General features: G+C 49.4%; 9 protein-coding genes. 1 reads left to right on the top strand and 8 read right to left on the bottom strand.

Annotated features, from left to right (window positions below):
- Positions 1-82: 82 nt before the first annotated feature.
- The 7 genes from ACYVBJ_RS26045 to ACYVBJ_RS26015 form a co-directional block, all read right to left on the bottom strand.
- Positions 83-2,515: an endonuclease MutS2 gene (locus ACYVBJ_RS26045; RefSeq protein ID WP_460985214.1), complete on the bottom strand. Its 2,433-nt coding sequence runs from the start codon at positions 2,513-2,515 to the stop codon at positions 83-85.
- Between the two features lie 125 nt (positions 2,516-2,640).
- On the bottom strand, positions 2,641-3,849 hold the full coding sequence (locus ACYVBJ_RS26040) for an AGE family epimerase/isomerase (RefSeq protein ID WP_460985213.1): 1,209 nt from the start codon (positions 3,847-3,849) through the stop codon (positions 2,641-2,643).
- 102 nt (positions 3,850-3,951) lie between these two features.
- Positions 3,952-4,212, bottom strand: a complete 261-nt coding sequence (locus ACYVBJ_RS26035) for a hypothetical protein (protein ID WP_460985212.1) — start codon at positions 4,210-4,212, stop codon at positions 3,952-3,954.
- Between the two features lie 120 nt (positions 4,213-4,332).
- Positions 4,333-6,108, bottom strand: a complete 1,776-nt coding sequence (locus tag ACYVBJ_RS26030) for a RagB/SusD family nutrient uptake outer membrane protein (protein WP_460985211.1) — start codon at positions 6,106-6,108, stop codon at positions 4,333-4,335.
- Positions 6,109-6,202: 94 nt separating this feature from the next.
- Positions 6,203-9,493 (bottom strand): SusC/RagA family TonB-linked outer membrane protein, encoded by a 3,291-nt coding sequence (locus ACYVBJ_RS26025; protein WP_460985210.1) that lies wholly within the window; start codon positions 9,491-9,493, stop codon positions 6,203-6,205.
- A 343-nt stretch (positions 9,494-9,836) separates the two neighbouring features.
- Positions 9,837-11,579, bottom strand: coding sequence for a RagB/SusD family nutrient uptake outer membrane protein (locus ACYVBJ_RS26020; protein WP_460985209.1), 1,743 nt, complete (start codon positions 11,577-11,579; stop codon positions 9,837-9,839).
- 71 nt (positions 11,580-11,650) lie between these two features.
- Positions 11,651-14,923: a SusC/RagA family TonB-linked outer membrane protein gene (locus tag ACYVBJ_RS26015; protein ID WP_460985208.1), complete on the bottom strand. Its 3,273-nt coding sequence runs from the start codon at positions 14,921-14,923 to the stop codon at positions 11,651-11,653.
- A gap of 286 nt (positions 14,924-15,209) precedes the next feature.
- On the opposite strand from ACYVBJ_RS26015, the gene ACYVBJ_RS26010 reads away from it, so the two are divergent.
- Positions 15,210-16,823 carry an NFACT RNA binding domain-containing protein gene (locus tag ACYVBJ_RS26010; protein ID WP_460985207.1) on the top strand — a complete coding sequence of 538 codons (1,614 nt, stop codon included), beginning with the start codon at positions 15,210-15,212 and terminating at the stop codon, positions 16,821-16,823.
- A 48-nt stretch (positions 16,824-16,871) separates the two neighbouring features.
- Here ACYVBJ_RS26010 and ACYVBJ_RS26005 read toward each other — a convergent pair whose 3' ends face one another.
- Positions 16,872-18,077 (bottom strand): glycosyltransferase family 1 protein, encoded by a 1,206-nt coding sequence (locus ACYVBJ_RS26005; RefSeq protein WP_460985206.1) that lies wholly within the window; start codon positions 18,075-18,077, stop codon positions 16,872-16,874.
- Positions 18,078-18,137: the final 60 nt, after the last annotated feature.

Here is an 18,137-nt window from a genome sequence, read left to right as displayed (position 1 = left end):
GCTCTTCGTCATGTGTAGTCATTAATGTGGCTTTGTGCAACCAATGACTATAGATTACGAATGGCTATCAAGAACCAATCGTTTATTTCATCTTTACAATCGTGACCCCGGCCCCACCGCGGTCGGCATGTTCGTCTTCCATGCGGGCCACTTGTTTATAGCCGCGCAGATGATTGCGTACGAGTGTTCGCAGAATGCCGTCGCCTTTGCCGTGTACAATACGTAGTTCAGGATAGCCAAGCATCAGTGCATCGTCAACGAAACGGTCGACTTCGCCCAGCGCTTCTTCGCCACGTTTGCCACGGATGTCGAGGTTGAAGCTAAAATTCTGCATCTTCTCGTTCATGTCGACACCCTGGCTACGGGGGCGATCATCCCTTACCTCAGTTGCTTCTTTGAACGTCTTTTTGCTGACTTTTTCAAGCCGGTTCAGTTTTATCGTCGACTTCAAATCACCAATCCGAATTTCAGCGTCTTTGCCCCGTACCGACAGCACTTCACCAATTGCATTCTGACCGGAAATGCGCACGTAGCTGCCAACCGTGATTGCGCCATTATCGGCCGAATCCACGGCGGCCACAAATTCTTCTTCGGCTTGCTGGGGTTTCTCAACAACGAGGACTTCCGGCTTTAGTTCTTTCTGTTCAAAGCGCTCTAACTCATGCCTAACCTGCTTCGTTGCGTCGCGCTCGGCTTTGTTCTCTTTAATCTCACGAATGGTGTTCTCAATCCGTTGATTGGCTTCCTGCACAAGCGCTTTAGCCTTTTGCTTCGCGTCGTTAACGATCTTTTTCTGCTCGTTGTCCAGGCGGGTCTTCAGCGCTGTGTACTCAGCAAGCTGCTGAGCCAGTTTCCGTTGATTGATGCTGACTTCAAGGTTCTTCTCGGAGAACACCCGCTTCTCAATATCCAGCTCTTTCAGCAGCTTCTCGAAGTTGACCTGCTGGCTGCCGAGCTTCTCTTTCGCCCGGTCAATAACCCCTTTGGGTAAACCGATCTTCTGCGCAATTTCGAACGCAAACGAGCTGCCCGGACGGCCAATCTCCAACTGATACAACGGTTCGAGGTGCTCGCCATCAAAGCGCATGGCACCATTCATCAGGCCCGGCGTCTTATCGGCAAAGACTTTCAGGTTCGTGTAGTGCGTATTGATGACGCCATACGCGCCTGACTTGTTGAGGTCTTCGAGGATCGACTCCGCAATGGCACCACCCAGCCCCGGTTCCGTACCCGTACCAAATTCGTCGATCAGGAACAGCGTCCGCTTGTTGGCACCAACCAGGAATTGCTTCATAGCGGTCAGGTGTGAGCTATACGTACTCAGGTCGTTTTCCAGCGACTGTTCATCCCCAATGTCGATGTACAGATTCTGAAAGATACCCATCTCTGAATAATCGGCCATTGGCACCAGTAAACCGCATTGCAGCATGTACTGTACAAGGCCGATTGTCTTCAGCGCCACCGACTTACCACCCGCGTTCGGACCCGAGATGATCAGGATACGGGCTTTTTCATCGAGCCGGACACCTAGCGGAACGACCGTTTTGCCCTGCTTCGTAAACGACAGGTGCAGCAGCGGGTGACGCGCACCGGTCCAGTTCACGAAAGGCCGTTCATGCAGTTTAGGCATAACGGCGTCTAACTGTACCGCCAGCTTCGCTTTTGCCCGAATAAAGTCGATCTGAGCCAGGAAGTTAACGGCTTTTTTCAGGTCGTCGAGGTGCGGCCGAACCTGATCCGTTAAAGCCAATAGGATGCGGTAGATTTCGCGCCGTTCTTCGTATTCTAACTCACGGATTTCGTTGTTCGCGTCGAATACTTCGGCAGGTTCTAAAAAGACGGTTTGGCCGGTTTGCGACTCGTCGTGTACAAAGCCTTTGATCTTGCGCTTGTGTTCGGCTGCAATCGGAATGACCAGTCGGCCACCACGTACCGTCAACGACAAATCATCCGGAATCCAGCCATTTTGCCGGGCCTGCCGAAGTATCGAGTCAAGGCGTTTGCGCAGGTTCGCCTGTTCGCTGATAATCCGTCGGCGAATGCTAGCCAGTTCAGGCGAGGCCGAATCACGGACTAGTCCGCGATCATCGATCACGCGCTCGAGCGCATCTGTCAATTTTTTATCGACACCAATCGGACCGGCTAATTCTTTCAGAAATGGGAATGCCGTTACGTCGTCGCGTTTGTTCAAAAAGCGCAGACAGTCCTGAATGGTACGTAATGCAAGTTTAAGATCAAAGAATTCGGCCTCGGTTAAGGCCAGGCCTTCTACACGGGCCCGGTTTAACTGAGACCGAACGTCGATATAATTGCTGCTTGGGAAGTCAGGTTCGTATTGAACAATCTGCTTGAACTCGTCGGTTTGGCGAAGCAGTTTATCGATCAACTGAGGGTTATCCGTGAACCGGATCTTCTCGACATAGTCTTGGCCAAGTGGGCTGACACAAGCTTCTTTCAGGCGTTCGCGGATGGTATCGAAACCTAGTTTATTTTCTAATGTGGTCGGGTAAAGCATCAATCGGATGAAAACGGGCAGTGGATAATAAGGCCCTATCTAAGAGAATAACGTTTAGCGAAGCTAGTGGGTTCGTGTGCATTGACATGGTAAATGTAGGGTATACTAATCAAACAAGGCAATCGTCACCGCAGGTGTTCCAGACGTTCGAGCATTTCGAGGCAGGCCCGGCTATTGTGGTAAGAGCATTTCCACATGCTTATTTTGTCGTTACCTACGACTTTATGGTTGGCATCAACGCCCATGAACCATTCGCCGTTTTTTGTGTCGAGCAGGTACTTTTTGATAAATTCCCAACTCTGCTCTGACTTGGCGAGGAATTGTTTTTCGTGGGTGAGCTGATACGCATTCATGAACCCGACCATGGCCTCGGCGATAACCCACCAGGAGCGTTCACGATTGAGGTGACCCGTTTTCGTATCGAATTCGTAGTTCATGCCGCCGTCCGGCTCTAAACCCGTGGAGGCAGCCCTGGCCATCTGTACTGCTACGTCATGCACTCGTTTTTGCAGGGCTTTATCTTCCTTATTCTTACTGGCCAGCACATCGGCGGCCTCGGGCAGGAGCCAGGAAGCTTCAATGTCGTGCCCGTATGAGATGGCCGTTTTCCGAATCTGCCAATCGTCGTTCAGAAACATATTCATCCGATACGTTTTGGGATCGACAATATGTTTTAGAAATACGTCCAGCATCCCACGAATTTGGGCGGCAACCGATTTGTGAGGCCAGACCCGGTACAGGCACGTAAACGACTCCAGCAGGTGGAGATGGGTGTTCATGGTCTTGGTTTCCTGATTCTCGTAACTGCTCATGACAAAATTACTGGTGTCTGACCAGTCACGGGCGTACGCATCCCGATACCCACCTCGCTTTGGATCGTAGGCATGCTCTACCATGGTTTCGAACTGTTCTTTGGCCAATGCAAGCGCCGGAGCCGATTGGGTGGCATGGGCGTACTCACTCAGGCCGTACAAGGCAAAGGCTTGACCGTATAAATGTTTGATCGGTTGCTTAGGTTGGCCATCAGCTGTGACAGACCAATACACCCCGCCGTATTGCGGGTCGATAAAGTACTTTCGGATGTAGTCAAACGATCTATCGGCAGTGGCGCGGTACTCGTCGTGCTGCGTGTGGCGAAGAGCCGCCGAAAATGTCCACAAGATGCGGGCATTTAAAACGATGCCTTTGTCGGCATTGGGGTCAGGGCGATTCTGATAATCGACGCGGCCATAAAAACCGCCTTTAGCCTCGTCAGGAGCGTAACGCTCCCAGTAAGCAAGAATGTCTTTATGTTCCTGACGGAGTTCGGCCCGCCACTGATTCAAATCGCCCATAATACAACGAAAAATGGATAATGAATAGGTAAGCAGATTTGAGTACATGAATACTCATAAGCCACTTCTTATTCATCATCCATTACGTTGCTGTACAGCTGTTTATTTGCGGCTGCCGTTCCGGCTGCTGCTATGCCCCGAATGGCCATGGCCACCCCGCTCGTCTGCGAGTTCGCCAGGTGTTTTATCGGTTACTACGTGCTCTTCTTCCGGACCTTGCTTGCTCTTGTTCGATGGCTGCATGGTCCGTTCGCCATTGGGGCGGGTGAAGCTTGTGTCATGTGCTTCATGGTTGCGGGTCCGTTCAGAATGCGGTTGCTTATCATTCGAACCCGGTTGATCGGTGCTTTTGTGATTAGCCATGACGTTGTGGTCTAGTTGTTGTGTAGATTACTAAACCGGCTCCATGCGGTATTGTTCAATAAAAAAAGCCAGCCTCACTCTATGGCAAGACTGGCTTTTTAACTGGATTAATTGAGCTAATTAATAGCCAGGATTTTGTTTCAGTACGCCTTTCTGAAGGTCAAGCTGAACCAGCGGGATTGGCATGTACTCGTCGCGTCCGGCGGTAAACTTAGCTCCTGCATAACCTAACGGAAGCTTCGTGCTTTCGTAAGCCAGGAACGAGTTCAGTACCGGAGCCGCTATGCCCCAACGAACCAGGTCATAGAAACGGTGACCTTCGCCCGAAAGCTCAAGCTTGCGCTCAAATTGAACAGCCGAACGAGCGGCTTCTTTGCTGGCGAAAGCAGTCGTATAGTTGCTGATTACGTAGTTCGCAGCGTTTTTGCCATCAGCTGTTTTAACCCAGGCGCTTTGGTTAGCGGCACGGGTCCGAATCTGGTTGATGTACGTACGTGCCGTTTCCAGGCTGCCAACTTCAATCTCTGCTTCAGCAGCCATCAGCAACACATCGGCAAAGCGAATGATGTTGTAATTGATCGCTGAGTAACCATCTGTCCATGAGCTACCATCGGTCAGCGTCTTATCCTGCGACCGGTAGAAGATAAACTTCTTCGGTGAATAAGGGCCAGCAAAGCTTTGGTCACGAATCCAGTCGAGACCGGGGTGATTCTGCCAATCGAGGTATGGAATGCCCCGGCGGCCAATCGACCAGTCGAGACGTGGATCGACTGGACCTGCATCCGGCGTAAATGCCGCTTTTGATTCAATACCCTGGTCGTTTTTCAATTCATTGCCAGCCTGGCTGTATAGACCGTTCGCCTGATCTTTTTCAGAGACGCCCGTCAGCAAAGGTAATCCAGTTGCATTAACCCGGAACGAGTTAGCCATATCGAAGCTGGGCGCGAAGAATCCGCAGCAACCAGCCGGTCCATTCGAACCGGTATTATACGGGAAGTTCAGATCCAGCTCCTGAGCCGAGTTAGCTACGTCGCCGGTGTTAACAGCTGCCTGAATGGCAAACACTGACTCTTCTGTATTTTCTCTTTCTGCGTTGAAAACATCAGTGTAGTTAGCGACCAGACCATACTTCTTACCATTGGAAGTAGCACCACTGGCGATTACCTGATCGAACAGAGCTTTCGCTTCAGTGTATTTCTTCTGATACAAATAGGTTTTAGCCAGATAAGCAGCTGCGGCCCATTTGTTCGCCCGACCAGCGGCCGTTTGTGTTGCCGGCAGGTTGTCCTGAGCGTATTTGAAGTCAGCTTCGATCTTTGGCCAGATGTCTACGTCGTTCTTCACTTGGTCTACACCAGTACCGTAGTCGAGGGTTTCGTCAACGTAAGGTACCATGTTGAACGAACGCTTCAGCTCAAAGTAGTAGTGAGCGCGTAGGAATCGAGCTTCGGCACCAATGCGTAGCTTATCAGCAGCCGATACGTCAGCGGAAGCCGAAGGAAGCGCACGGAGCACCGCATTCGCCCGGCTGATGCCTTCATACATACCCCGCCACTTATCGTTTACGTCCCCGTTACTAGGAAGCAACTCATAGCGCTGGAAGGTCGTCCAGTTACTGTTACCACCTCCATCACCAGGATTTGAGCCTTTGTTAGCTTCGCCCCCCGACATACTACCTCGAACGAAGTTGTAGGAGCTGGCGATCCGGGCAAAGCCCCGGCCGTTTAGTTGAGCGTACGAAGAAAGCAGTATACCCTCCAGCCCGGCCTTTGAAGTCAGCTGTGAGCTGGCTAACTGGCCCGTAACGGGTACCTCCAGAAATTTGTCTTTACAGGCGAACGTAACCAGCGTAAGCATTGCCGTTATCGCTGCGCCCTTAAAAATGGTTTTTTTCATGATATAATTCACCTGAATTATGAGATTGATTAACATGTTTGGAGAATCTGTCCGACGATTCATTCGCCGGACAGATTGCTCATTTTTGCCGGGTTTAGAAACCAAAGCTTAAACCTACGTTATAGCCGCGGGTAACAGGGTAGTTACCTACGTCGATACCGAAGTTCTGATCGGCTGCACCACCTACGGCTGGATCTAAACCTGAGTATTTCGTGATGGTAAACAGGTTCGTAGCTGACAGTGACAACCGTAACCGGCTCAGGTTAAGACGGCTGAGCGTGGCAGCTGGGAAGGTGTACCCTAAGGTCAGGTACTGCATCCGACCAAACGAGCCATTTTCAACGTAATACGAGTTTGCCTGCGTATTCGTACTGAAGTTCGACGTGTTTTCGAAAATCGGTACGTTCGTGTTCATGTTCGTAGGCAACCACGAATCTTTCACCCGAGCACTAACAGCCGCTCCTGGGAACGATGGATAAAAATCGGTGTACCATTTCTGGTTGTTGAAAATTTTGTTACCCAAGGATGTATACACGTTGGTATTCAGGTCAAAGCCTTTGTACCGAAGTGTCAGCGTAAGACTACCCGTGAATTTTGGAATTGGGCTGCCCAGATACGTACGGTCATCATCGTTAATTTGACCATCACCGTTAACATCAGCAAACCGGAAACGTCCCGGAGCAGCTCCGCTCTGCGTAGGCGCAGCATCAACTTCAGCTTTGCTGTTGAATAAACCCAGCACTTGATAGCCGTAGAACGAAGACAGATCATGGCCAGGCTCATTCCGAACAACGGGCGTACTTAACCGCTGACTGCCACCGCCGTAGAAGTACGGTACAGATGGCGCGATTGCCGTGATTTTATTGTCCAGGATACTACCAATTGCCGTCACTTCGTAGCTCAGGTCACCCGTTACGGTACCGCGGTTCGTTACTAACAGGTCAATCCCCTTGTTCCGCATGCTGGCTACGTTAACGTAGGGCGCATTTGCCCGAACCCCCACAACGCCGGGAAGTGCCAGCGGATACAGCAGGTCTCTGGTATCTTTCTGCCACACATCAAGAACGACTTCTAACTTGTTGTTGAAAAACGCTCCATCGATACCAATGTTAGAGGTAACCGAGGTTTCCCATTTCGCATCAGGGTTTCCAATCTGGCTCCGGTAATAACCGGCCTGTACAGAAGTGTTGGCACCGGTAATATCATAGCTGTTACCCGCATTTGACGCGAACAGGTTGAACTGGTTGGTCGAACTCAGGTAGTTTGAGTTACCCATTAAGCCATAACCACCGCGAAGTTTCAGGTCAGATACCCAGGGAAGGCTCTTCATGAAGTCTTCCGAGGAGATACGCCAGGCGGCCGAGAACGCTGGGAATACCCCGTAACGATTGTTCGAACCAAACTGCGATGAACCATCACGACGTACAACAACTGTTCCGATGTATTTGTCATTGAACGTGTACCGAGCCTGACCAAAGACCGAGAAGAACTTGTTACCAAGTCCGTAGCCGCTATTCACCTGACGGGTTGCGCCTGGTGTGGTCGTTGCAATCGTCACATAGTTCGGATCGGTTGTGAACGGGTTTAAGCCAGAACCGTTGATGTTACGTCCTGAGCCGGTGTTCAGCGCTTCTACACCTGCCAGTACGCTGATGTCGTGAATACCGAACCGCTTTTTGTATTGAGCAGTGTTCGTAAACGTCCATGACAATCCATAGGCTGCGTTTTCGCTGTAGGTGAAGTTGGTGTTGTTCTCCGAGTTTTCGTACTGCGAGCGCGAGTAATTGTTGCCATAGTTAGTGAAGTACGTACCACCCAGGCTGCTGCGCAACGTTAAGGCTGGAATCACATCGTACTCCAGATACGCGTTACCAAAGGTAATGAAGTTGTAGCTCAGATTGTTAGCTGCACCAATACGGTTGGCTACCGGGTTCCGGGCGTTGTTAAAGCCAGGAGCTGCTGTACCAGCGTATCCGCCAAATGAGTTGTAGACGGGTATGATCGGTGCCTGCCGGAACGCTAACAGGATGTCGTTTTCGTCATTGGCTGTACTGGAGTTGTTGTTAGTGCCATTACCAAGCGTACTACCCGTACTTCCCTGCAAGCCAGTGGCCGATACGTAGGCAAGCTGAATGTTTTCGCCAAACCGCAATTTTTTGGTAATGTCAAATTCAGTATTTGCCCGTAAGGTATACCGGTTGAAATTGTTGTACTGGATAATACCGGCCTGTTGCTGCATACCCAAGCTGAGGTAATAGCGGCTATATTCCGTACCACCCGAGAAGCCTAACGAATGACGCATCAGAGGAGCAACCCGCGTGATCTCCTTGTACCAGTCCGTTCCCTGTTTGTTAGATGGAATGACCAGGTAGATGGCACCATTGGCAGGGTTAACGTTGTATTTAGCCTGCTCAGCTGCTAAGTCAACAGCACCCGTCACACCTGAACGGTTACCTACCAGCAGGTAGTCTGGTAAAACAGGAGTCTGACCAGATCCATACTGGTTATTGGCGATACCCGTGAAGCTATCCGGACCAACTGGCGTTCCTGTTTGGAACAGATCGTTTTTACGTGCCTGCCAGGTCCAGTCAGCCTGTTCTTGTGGAGTTAAAATTTTCGGGCCATGTCCCGGATCTGTAACGCCGTACAAACCATCGTAGCTTACGCTCAATTTCTGAGCCCGACGCTGGCCTTTTTTGGTCGTTAACACAATAACGCCGGAAGCTGCCCGCGCTCCATATACCGATGCCGAAGCCGCGTCTTTCAGTACCGTTGTGGTCTCAATATCATCAGGGGCTAAGAAATTGATGTTTTGAGTTGGCACTCCATCGACCACATACAGTGGCTGATTACCGCCGAACGACGTAAAACCACGAACCCGAACCTGGCTACTTGTACCTGGTTGCCCGTTTGTGATAACCGTTACACCGGCTACCCGGCCCTGTAACTGCTGCTCCACGTTTGTAGATGGCACAACTTTAAGTTGCGCTGGTTTCACTGTCGATACGGCTCCGGTCACGTCCCGGCGATTTTCCGTCGAGTAACCCGTTACCACAACTTCCTGCAGAGCCGTTGCATCTTCGGCCAGTGAAATGTTGAGGGTTGACTGATTACCGACTGGAACTTCTTGTGTTTTGTAACCAATTGCCGAAATAACTAACACAGGATTTGTGCCCCGAATATTGAGACCAAAATTACCTTCAGCATCCGACGAGGTACCCGTTTGGGTACCTTTCAAGACAATGTTAGCTCCAGGTACGGCACCATCAGTACTAGAAATCTTTCCCGTTACACGTCGGTCCTGAGCGAAACCGCTCAAGCTGCATAACAGGATGAACAAGCCGAGCAATCCTGGCTTCAAACACCTGTAAAGTGTCGCTTTCATAGGTTGTAGAATTGGGTTTATTATTTGTATTTAACTTATGGATTTGTAAAACATGCAAAGATTATATCAGATAAATCATATTCCAAGTGCGTAAATGATTAAAATTTGAGTGCTCAGTGTCGATAAGTACAATTACTTGTAATAATTACTTAGCAATTAGTGAAAAATATTGAGTAATTAATTATTTAAATATTTGACATAATTTCTAAGTACTTATACTCAATCTTGTGTTCGTGCTGTTTGTTTATTATGCGGAAAGTTATACGGATCTTTCGTCTGATATAGACCAATAAAAAAGCCCAGACTGAATGTTCAGTCTGGGCTTTTTTATTGGTAGTAGGAATTAATATCCTGTATTCTGTTTCAGCACATCTTTGCCCTGAAGATCAATTTGAGTTTGTGGGATCGGAAGATATTCGTCCTGATTTGCGGTAAACCGAGCACCACCTAACGTTGTCGGTAGCTTGGTGCCTTCGTAAGCCAGGTAAGCATTGATGGTTGGCTCCGCGATTCCCCAACGTACCAGATCGAAGAACCGGTGTCCCTCGTCGCCAAGTTCCAGTCGGCGCTCGAATCGAACGGCCGTACGAGCTGATTCTTTGCTGGCAAAAGTTGACGAGGGATATTCCGCGATGACGTATTTGGCCGCTGGTGCACCGCCCTTCGTGACGAAGCTGGCTGGGTTAGTTGCACGCTTCCGGACCATGTTCGTATACTCCATTGCTTTAGGCAACGATCCTACCTCAATTTCTACCTCGGCAGCCATCAGCAGCACATCGGCAAAACGCATAAGTGGTACGTTTAGAGCGGTATAACCTGGTGTCCAGGAGCTATTATCCTGAAATTTGCCAACGTCTGACTTGTAGTAGGTAAACTTCTTTGCTGAATAAGGGCCGCCATTGGGCTGGTTCCGAATCCAGTCAGCGCCTGGGTGATCCTGCCAATCCAGATAAGGAATACCCCGACGGCCAACGGTGTGGTCAAGGCGAGGGTCTAAATTACCTGCGTCTGGCGTAAAGGCATCTTTCGATAGAACCCCCATGTCATTCTTAACCTCGTTTGCGGCAGCGTTGTAGGAGTTATCCAGCAAGGGCAGACCAGCCGCTGTTGTCCGGAATGAGTTTACGTATTCAAAACTGGGCTGGTTAAATCCGCAGCAGTTACCTGGTCCGTTCGGGCCTGTATTGTACGGATAGTTCAGGTCAAACTCTGGATTCGCATTGTTCACATTACCTGTGTTCGCGGCTGCCTGAATTGCAAAGATCGACTCTTCGTTGTTGTCGTTCGCTGCTTTGAACAGATCCGGATACGAAGGAACAAGGCCATATTTCTTTCCACCTGACGTTTTACCGCTCGCAATCACGAGGTCGAACAGCGCTTTTGCTTCGTTGTATTTCTTCTGATAAAGATACACTTTAGCTAAGTAAGCAGCTGCCGCCCATTTATTTGCCCGGCCAACCGCAGCCTGTGTTTCAGGAAGGTTATCGTAGGCGTATTTGAGGTCAGCTTCGATTTTTGGATATAGATCCGTGGTGTTGGCTACCTTTTCTATGCCCGCTCCGTAGTCGACCGTTTCGTCGATATAAGGGGTGTTGTTAAACAGCCGTTTCAGTTCAAAATAGTTGAATCCACGCAGGAAACGCGTTTCTGCCGAAATACGCTTCTTGTCGTCCGCCGTTACGTCAGCTCCAGCGCTGGCCAACAGACGTAACGTTGCATTAGCCCGGCTGATGGCTTCGTACTTACGCTGCCAAGAGCCACCGATTTCACCTGAGGTAGAGATGGTTTCGAAACGCTGCAGGGGGTTAATTGTAGAGAAGTCCCCTGGGTCAGTGCCTTTGTTAGCATCCCCACCACGGATTCCACCCCATACCCAGTTCGAAGCGGAAGCCAACCGGTCTCCACGACCACTAAGCATCGAATAGACCGAAACCAGCGAGCCTTCAATACCAGCTTTAGAGTTTAACTGCGCGTTACTTAACTGACCAGTTACGGGTACCTCCAGAAACTTATCTTTACAGGCAACCGCCATAATTGATAAGGCTGCAGTTACCCCGATAATGGAAAACTTGTTTTTGTAGTTCATGATATGATTTTACGGATTTGCCGACACCAGATGCGTTTACGTACCCAGTGTCGGGTTATCACTTGATTTAATTAGAAGCCAATGCTCAAACCGCCGGTGAAGCTCCGTGTGATGGGGTAGTTACCCACATCGATGCCGAAGTTAGTATCCGCGTTTCCGCCTACGCTTGGGTCTAAGCCCTGGTACTTGGTAACGGTGAACAGGTTGTTCGTCGAGGCAAATACCCGTACGCGCTGTAATTTCAGCTTGCCGAGCAGGCCAGCGGGCAGGTTATAGCCGATCGACAGGTTTTGCAGACGGAAGTACGAGCCATCCTCAACGTAGAAAGAGTTCGACTGCGTGTTCGTGCTGAAGTTCGATGCCGACTCGAAAATTGGGATATCTGTGCCGGTGTTCTGTGGAGTCCAGGAGTTCTTCACACGAGCACTAATAGCCGCTCCGGCAAACGATGGATAGAAGTCAGTAAACCACTTCGATACGTTAAAGATTTTGTTGCCAATCGACGTATAGGCATACGTCTCAATGTCAAACCCTTTGTAGGTGAACTTAAGGCTGAAACCACCGGTGAATTTCGGAACGGGGCTGCCCAGATACGTGCGGTCGTCAGCCGTAATTTGGTTGTCGCCGTTTATATCCGCGTATCGGAAACGGCCTGGAGCGGCTCCTTCCTGTTTAGGGGCGGCATCAACTTCAGCTTTGCTGTTGAACAGTCCCAGCACCTGATAGCCGTAGAACGATGAGATCGAGTAGTTTAACTGATTTCGGATTGGGTTAATACCCCGGAATCCAGGGTTTACCGTTGTCAGGTAAGTCAGACCAGGGGCCAGATACGTAATCTCGTTCTTCAGGAAGCTGCCTGTTACGTTGGCTTCATAGCCAACATCAGAACCAATCTTGCCACGGGTAATAATCTGTAAATCAAGGCCCTGGTTTAGCATTTTGCCGATGTTGACCGATGGGGCTGAAGCATACGTACCGATAACGTCAGGAATAGGTACGGCAAACAGCAGGTCTTTGGTATCTTTCCGCCACAGGTCCAGAATAACATCCAGCTTACCGTTGAAGAACGTTCCGTCAATACCAATGTTGGTTGTTACAGAGGTTTCCCATTTCGCATCGGGGTTACCAATCCGTGAACGGTAGAAACCGGCGACTGTGCTCGAGTTGGTGCCATTGATGTCGTAAGCGGAGTTACCCAAATCGCTGGCATACAGGCTGAATTGGTTGTTCGGGTCTACGTTGTTCGAGTTACCCATGATCCCGTAACCACCGCGGATCTTCAGATCGGTAACCCAGGGCAGGTTCTTCATGAAGCTCTCCGACGAGATACGCCAGGCTGCCGAAGCCGCCGGGAATACCCCGTACCGGTTGTTGGCACCAAAACGGCTCGAACCGTCGCGACGAATTAGACCCGTGACAATATACTTGTCGTTATAGGAGTAATTTACCCGACCGAACACAGAATTAAAGTTCACACCTTGTCCATAGTCACTACCAACGACACGACCGGTAGCCGATACGGTGTTGAGTGTAATGTAGTTCGGGTCGAACGAGAAAGGGTTCTGACCATTACCGTTGATATTCCGGAAAACGCCCGTGTTCAGGGCTTCCTGACCAACTAATACGTCTACGTTATGAATACCAAACCGGCGCTTATAGTTGGCAGTATTAGTTAATACCCATTGGAATGAATACCCACCACCTTCGTTAAACCCTGTTGCTGAGTTGTTTTCTGAGTTTTCGTACTGCAGACGGCTGTAGCCAACATTGTAGAAGCTGTTGAACTGACCACCGATGCTGCTACGTAGCGTCAGGTTATCGATAGGATCATATTCGACGTACAGGTTACCAAAGCCGTTCGCGTTAAAGGCCTTGTTGTTTTCTTGGCTCTGACGGCTGGCTACTGGGTTACGTGGGTTGTTAAAGCCCTTGGCCGCTGTACCAGCGTATCCGCCAAACTCATCGTATACCGGAATAATCGATGGCATACGGAAGGCCTGAAGAATATCGTTTTCGTCCGCTGCTACGCCCTGGCCACCGCTGCCACCACCCTGACCACGCACTGAACGATACGTAAATTGCAGGTTTTCACCGATGCGAATGCGTTTCGACAGGTCAAATTCCGTGTTGGCCCGGAAGGTATACCGTTTAAAATCGTTAGCCAGTAGGATACCTTGTTGTGTTTGTGCGCTTAAGCCGATATAATACCGGCTGCTTGTTGTACCACCCGAGAAGCCCAACGCATGACGCTGTAACGTGCCTGTACGGGTAATGGCCTTATACCAATCTGTACCTTCTTTATTCGCCCGCACAGTCTGAAAAATCGGACCGGCTCCAGAGTTGTTGTTGTAGAACTTTCTGGCGTAGTCCAGGTCGATATTGCCCACCACACCATAGTTGGTGCTTGGATTGCCACTGGCATCGGGCCGGGTCGCGATGAGCCAGTCAGGAATAACCGGGCTTGTGCCATTACCAAACTGAGGGTGGCTGTAAACAGGAGCCGTACCTGCCTGCGTACCCGTATTCCGGGCGGCATTCCAGGTCCACTCGGCAAACTCTGTCGGTTTAAGCATATCCTGACCTTTCCCTGGATCAGTTATACCCATTTGACCGTCGTAGCTGATAGACAATTTACGAGCTGTTTTAGAGCCTTTCTTGGTGGTGTATACGATAACGCCGTTAGCCGCCCGCGCACCGTAGATAGAAGCGGAAGCCGCGTCTTTTAGGACGGTAGTCGTTTCAATGTCATCAGGCGCTAAAAAGTCCGTTGACCCAACTGGAACCCCATCGACAACATTCAGCGGAGCGTTACCACCAAAAGCACCGAAGCCGCGTACACGTACCTGGCTGGTCGTACCTGGCTGACCATTTGAGATCACCGTCAGACCGGCAACACGGCCTTGCAATTGTTGTTCAACGTTTCCAGAGGGAACAACTTGTAGGGCTCTTGCTTTTACCGTTGATACAGCACCTGTAGTTTCGCGTTTGTTTTCGGTGGTGTACCCCGTTACAACCACTTCCTGCAGAGCTGTAGCATCATCTTCAAGCGAAACGTTAATCACCGACTTGTTACCAAGGTTAATTTCCTGGGTTTTGAAGCCAATTGCAGACACGACAAGAACAGGGTTAGTGCCCCGTACGTTAATAGCAAAGTTACCGTCGGCATCAGAGGAGGTCCCCGTTTGGGTGCCTTTCAAGACGATGTTGGCCCCCGGAACGGGACCGTCAACACCCGAAATTTTACCCGTAATTCTACGGTCTTGCGCCGAAGCGTTTAAGCTCCATAACAGCAAGACTGCACATAGTGAAGCACCACGCAGAAGCTTGTAGAGAATTGCTCTCATTATCATTAAGGTTGGTTATAAATTAGGTAATCGCAACAATGTTAAGCAGTTTATGTAAAAATGCAAAGAGTAATTATTACTTAAGTTAAAATGTTTTAGGAAAAAAATTAAGATTATTATTAAAATATTTATATTTGTAAATAACTTAAACTTTTGTTAATCAGGAAATTATGAAATTGTTCATATAAGAATAGAAAAATTACTTAAACAAATATTAACTCAATTTTTAATAGTTAATAATACTTATTTTTTGAAGTTTATTGGACAGCTATAGTTGAATTCGAACATGCATACAAATTTCTATTTCTTACGTCAGCTTGCTCCGGCTTTGGCCGCTCAGATCAACGGTTTGCGGTTCATGGAGTGCTACAGTCAGGACCGCGATGAGGTTATTCTGGTGTTTGCGCAGGCAAAAGGGAAGGTCAATTACTACAAACCATTCTACGTAAAAGCTAGTCTTCGTCCTGACTTTTCGGGGTTGGTATTTCCGGAGGCAACACGTAGGGCGCGAACCAACAGCGTTGATTTGTTTGGTGACGTTATTGGAGAAAGCGAAAAAGAACCGCTGGTGGTCGGTACGCGCTTCTTTGCAAATGAGCGTTGTCTGGCAATCCTGCTGGAAGATGAGTGTGCGCTCGTGTTCAAATTTTTCGGCAACCGACCTAACTTACTTGCCTTCCGGGGAGAACATGTAATCGACATGTTCAACCACAGGCTGGCCGCCGACGAAGAGTTAACGTTCAGCGCTTTCGATCGTCAGATCGACCAGTCTTATCTGGCGTTTGAGCAGGCTAATTTCGATCATCGCTCACTTTTTCCAACGTTTGGTAAGGTTGTGAATCAGTGGCTGAATGAGCAGGGACTGGATAAATCCTTAGCCGGGCCAGATAAATGGGCGATTATTCAAAACACACTTGCTCAGTTAGAACAACCCAACTTTTACCTAACCCGAATCGATCATAAACCCGCCCTGAGTCTGCTGCCAGTGGGCGAGGTGCAGCGGGAGTTTCAGGATCCTCTTGAAGCGGCAAACCGATTTTATACCGCCTTTTCGGGGCTCAGTACGTTTGAGCAGGAAAAAGCAAACCTACTTCGGCTCATTGAGAAACGACGAAAAAAGGCGCTGGCTCAGATTGAGGCTACTATGCAGCGACTCATTAGCCGGGAGGAAGGAGCAAGTCACGAAGAAATGGGTCATATCCTGATGGCTAACCTTCATGATATTGCTGAAAGCCCCGGCGCAAAATCGCCCGAACGGCTGACTCTGTTTGATTTCTACCGCGATGAGCCGATCACCCTCAAGTTGAAACCGGATTTAAGCCCTCAAAAAAATGCCGAGAACTTTTATCGTAAAGCCAAAAATGAAAAGCTTGAGGAGGAACATCTTACCAATCAGGTGGCGCTTCGCGAAGCTGAAATTACCCGGCTGGCGCAGCACAAGACAGAGATTGAAGCTATTCAAACGCTCAAGGAGTTGCGACGTTACGTAAAACAGCAGGCTTTGGTTGGCGAGCGGGACAGTCTATTAACAGGGGAGAGTACAAATGAGCTATTCAAGGAAGTAACGGTAGACCAGTTTCGGATTCTGATTGGACGTAATGCGAAGAACAATGACTTGCTAACGCAGAAATACGCTTACAAGGATGATCTATGGCTTCACGCTCGTGATGTGGCCGGATCGCACGTTATCATCAAATACCAGGCCGGTAAACCGTTCCCTAAAAACGTAATCGAACGGGCCGCCGAGTTGGCTGCCTGGTATTCGAAGCGACGTACCGATAGCTTATGTCCGGTTACTGTAACGCCAAAGAAGTTTGTTCGAAAGCCAAAAGGACTCGCCGAAGGGCAGGTAATCGTTGAAAAGGAAGATGTAGTGATGGTTGTGCCCCGAGGAGAATAAAGAAGGCCCGACTAGATGCTAGCCGGGCCTTATATAGACAGTAAACGTTTACTGATCGACAACCATAGAGAGTTGAGCCATCATCAACCGGTTCATATCGCGCCAGGTATGATCCCAGGAATTTTCGATCAAGAACGAATCAATGGATGACCAGTTTGTTGGGTGCTTCTTACGGAGTGCCAGCTCAATAGCCGTTTCAAAAGCCTGAGCTGTGTCGGCAATCTGCACAAAGTCTTCAGTTCCGTAGGTACGTACCACGTCGCGGATTGGGGTCGAGACAACGGGTAGACCAGCGGCCAGGTATTCCGGTGTTTTCGTAGGGCTGATGAACCGAGTGGAGTCATTCAGGGCGAAGGGCAACATCGCTACGTCCCAATTACTAAAATACGTAGGCAAGTCCTTATAAGACTTCATACCTAAGTAATGGATATTTGCTCCCTTGGGTAACAGCGCCTGATTTATTTTTACGATTGGGCCCAGCAACACAAACTGCCATTCGGGACGGCGCTGCGCCAGTTGACCCAGCAGTTCGTAATCGAACCGTTCATCGATAACACCACTGAAGCCGATTCGTGGATTGGGTAGCTGGCGTTGATCAACCGGATCGGGTTGTGGGCGCCGTGCCGCCGAAAAATGGGTGAAATCAATACTGCTCGGAAACGCAAAAACCTTTGGATGTCGCGTTTGTTTCGCTTCGTACAAACTATATCCACCCGTAAAGACCAGTTGAGCCTGCTTCATCAGCGTTTTTTCCTGCTCCAGCAGTTGAGGTGGGGCCCCCCAGAAAGCCGACAGTTCGTCCATGCAGTCATAGATAGTAAGCTTAGGACGAAGGTGATTGCTGAAGAGCAGAGCCATCGGGGTATAATACCAGGCAATGAATTCCGTGATTTGCTCACTCTGTATGAACTCATCCAGTAGTTGACGCTGTAGAACCAAGGCCTCTTCCGGACTGGTGCCCTGCGGCAGATGAGGTACCAAAACCGTTAAACGATCGGTTTGGCGGCAAACGTTCATCCGCTTATTACCATCGTAGATTGGCTCTTCAATAAACCAAACCCGGTAATTTTTAGTAGCCCGTTCGAGCAGGTGCTGCGGACGCTGATAAACAAAATTCCAGCGTAAATGAGAGAAACAAATTAAATCACGGACCTCACCAAATGGTAGTGGCACGGCAGCTGTTACCGTATTAGCTGGCCGATTTGTGTTTTGCGTAACAGCGATTGAATCTGGTGTTGAGTCCGTTATTTTCATATATTTTAGGAGAGGCTTAAACGAAGTAAGTTCGGATGGATCCTGTACTTCGGCATGTTC

The sequence above is a fragment of the Spirosoma fluminis genome (assembly GCF_054778895.1).
The sequence above is the reverse complement of the archived record's forward strand: the minus strand, read 5'-3'. Positions and strand labels throughout refer to the sequence as shown.

Coding starts and splice junctions, on each gene's coding strand:
- ACYVBJ_RS26045 (WP_460985214.1), bottom strand. CDS start 2,515: ATGCTTTACCCGACCACATTAGAAAATAAACTAGGTTTCGATACCATC.
- ACYVBJ_RS26040 (WP_460985213.1), bottom strand. CDS start 3,849: ATGGGCGATTTGAATCAGTGGCGGGCCGAACTCCGTCAGGAACATAAA.
- ACYVBJ_RS26035 (WP_460985212.1), bottom strand. CDS start 4,212: ATGGCTAATCACAAAAGCACCGATCAACCGGGTTCGAATGATAAGCAA.
- ACYVBJ_RS26030 (WP_460985211.1), bottom strand. CDS start 6,108: ATGAAAAAAACCATTTTTAAGGGCGCAGCGATAACGGCAATGCTTACG.
- ACYVBJ_RS26025 (WP_460985210.1), bottom strand. CDS start 9,493: ATGAAAGCGACACTTTACAGGTGTTTGAAGCCAGGATTGCTCGGCTTG.
- ACYVBJ_RS26020 (WP_460985209.1), bottom strand. CDS start 11,579: ATGAACTACAAAAACAAGTTTTCCATTATCGGGGTAACTGCAGCCTTA.
- ACYVBJ_RS26015 (WP_460985208.1), bottom strand. CDS start 14,923: ATGAGAGCAATTCTCTACAAGCTTCTGCGTGGTGCTTCACTATGTGCA.
- ACYVBJ_RS26010 (WP_460985207.1), top strand. CDS start 15,210: ATGCATACAAATTTCTATTTCTTACGTCAGCTTGCTCCGGCTTTGGCC.
- ACYVBJ_RS26005 (WP_460985206.1), bottom strand. CDS start 18,077: ATGAAAATAACGGACTCAACACCAGATTCAATCGCTGTTACGCAAAAC.